The following is a 2,261-nucleotide window of genomic DNA, read 5'->3' as shown; positions in this document are numbered from 1 at the left end:
ACCGCTCCTCAAGATGCGCCGACAGCCGACCGGCCTGCCCCCGCAGCGCCTCGGCCGAACGACCCGACAGCACCCACGGCACCACCGACGCCACAGACGCCACCGACGCCGGTCCTGCGGCCGGCTTGGCGGCCGGCTTGGCGTCGAGGGTCGGCGGCTGCTCGATGATGGTGTGGGCGTTGGTGCCACTGATGCCGAAGGAGGACACGGCGGCGCGGCGCGGACGGCCGGCCTCCGGCCACGGCCGGGCCTCCGTCAGCAGCTCCACCGCACCGGCGGACCAGTCCACGTGGGTGGACGGCTCGCCGACGTGCAGGGTCTGCGGCAGCGTGCCGTGGCGCATCGCCATGATGACCTTGATGATGCCCGCGACACCGGCGGCGGCCTGGGTGTGGCCCAGGTTGGACTTCACCGAGCCGAGCCAGAGCGGCTGCTCCTCGGAGTGCTCCTGGCCATAAGTGGCGAGCAGCGCCTGCGCCTCGATCGGGTCACCGAGCGTCGTGCCGGTGCCGTGCGCCTCGACCAGGTCGACCTGGTCGGCCGACAGTCCGGCAGAGGCCAGGGCCTGCCGGATCACCCGCTGCTGGGACGGCCCGTTGGGGGCGGTCAGACCGTTGCTGGCGCCGTCCTGGTTGATCGCGGAGCCTCGGACGATCCCGAGTACCGGGTGGCCGTTGCGGCGGGCGTCCGAGAGGCGCTCCACCAGCAGCATTCCCGCGCCCTCGGCCCAACCGGTGCCGTCGGCGTCGTCGGAGAAGGACTTGCAGCGGCCGTCGGCGGCCAGCCCGCGCTGGCGGCTGAAGTCGACGAAGGTGTCGGGGGTGGACATCACGGTCACACCGCCGGCCAGCGCCAGCGAGCACTCCCCGGCGCGCAGCGCCTGGATCGCCCAGTGCAGCGCGACCAGCGAGGACGAGCAGGCGGTGTCCACGGTGACCGCCGGGCCCTCAAGACCGAGCGCATAGGCCACTCGGCCGGACGCGATGCTGCCGGCACTGCCGGTGCCCAGATAGCCCTCGACGCCCGGGGGGATGGCGGGGAGCCGGGAGATGTAGTCGTGGTACATGACACCGGCGAAGACGCCGGTCCGGCTGCCGCGTACCGACTCGGGGTCGATACCGGCCCGCTCGAACGCCTCCCAGGAGGTCTCCAGCAGCAGGCGCTGCTGCGGGTCCATCGCCAGCGCCTCACGCGGCGAGATCCCGAAGAACCCCGGGTCGAACTCGCTCGCGTTGTGCAGGAACCCGCCCTCTGCCGTGTAGGAGGTGCCGGGGTGGTCCGGGTCCGGGTGGTAGAGGTTCTCGACGTCCCAGCCACGGTCGGTGGGGAAGGACGAGATGCCGTCCGTGCCGGAGGCGATCATGCGCCACAGGTCCTCGGGCGAGCGCACCCCGCCCGGGTAGCGGCAGGCCATTCCGACGATCGCGATCGGGTCCCCGGCGTGGCTCGTCGCCAGTACCGGCGCTGCCTCGGCGGCCGCCTCGCGCAGGCCCAGTGCCTCGGTGAGCAGGTAGTCGGCGAGGGCGGTGGGAGTCGGGTAGTCGAAGACCACGGTGGCCGGGAGCCGGACACCGGTCACGGTGTTCAGGCGGTTGCGCAGCTCGACCGAGGTCAGCGAGTCGAACCCGGTCTCCCGGAAGGCCTTCCCCGGGTCGACGGAGTGCGGGCCGGCGTGGCCGAGCACGGCCGCGACCTGGGTACGGACCAGGTCCAGCAGTGCTCGCTGCTGGTCCTCCTCGGTCAGGCCGAGCAGACGGGCCACCAGTGATGCACCCGCTGCCGACGCTCCGGCCTCGGCCGCCCGGCGGGCCGGGCTGCGCACCAAGCCTGCGAGCACGGACGGCAGTTGGCCGACCCTCGCCTGGACGCGCAACCCGGCCTGGTCGAGGCGGATCGGCACCAGCACGGCGGCGTCCTGGGCGAGAGCGGCGTCGAACAGGGCGAGACCCGGCTCGGCGGTGAGCGGAGCGACGCCGCCGCGCGCCATCCGCTGCACGTCGGCCTCGTCGAGGGTGCCCGCCATGCCACCCGCCCACAGGCCCCAGGCGAGGGAGGTCGCGGGGAGTCCGGCGGCGCGGCGCTGGGTGGCGAGGGCGTCCAGGAAGCTGTTCGCCGCCGCGTAGTTGCCCTGGCCGGCCGCGCCGAACAGACCGGCGGCGGAAGAGAACAGCACGAACGCCGAAAGGTCGTGATCCCTCGTCAGCTCGTGCAGGTTCCAGGCCGCATCCACCTTCGGCCGCAGCACGGCGTCCAGCCGCTCC

The 2,261-nt window shown here is 73.4% G+C and carries 1 protein-coding gene; it reads right to left on the bottom strand.

Annotated elements, in window-relative coordinates; genetic code table 11:
- Positions 1 to 2,261: type I polyketide synthase (locus UK12_RS32300; protein WP_045306774.1), on the bottom strand; the 2,261-nt coding region annotated here is incomplete at both ends.

It is taken from the genome of Saccharothrix sp. ST-888, from assembly GCF_000955975.1.
In the GTDB taxonomy this organism is placed as follows: domain Bacteria; phylum Actinomycetota; class Actinomycetes; order Streptomycetales; family Streptomycetaceae; genus Kitasatospora.
Note: the sequence above shows the minus strand (reverse complement) of the source record. Positions and strands in the feature narration are given on the sequence as shown.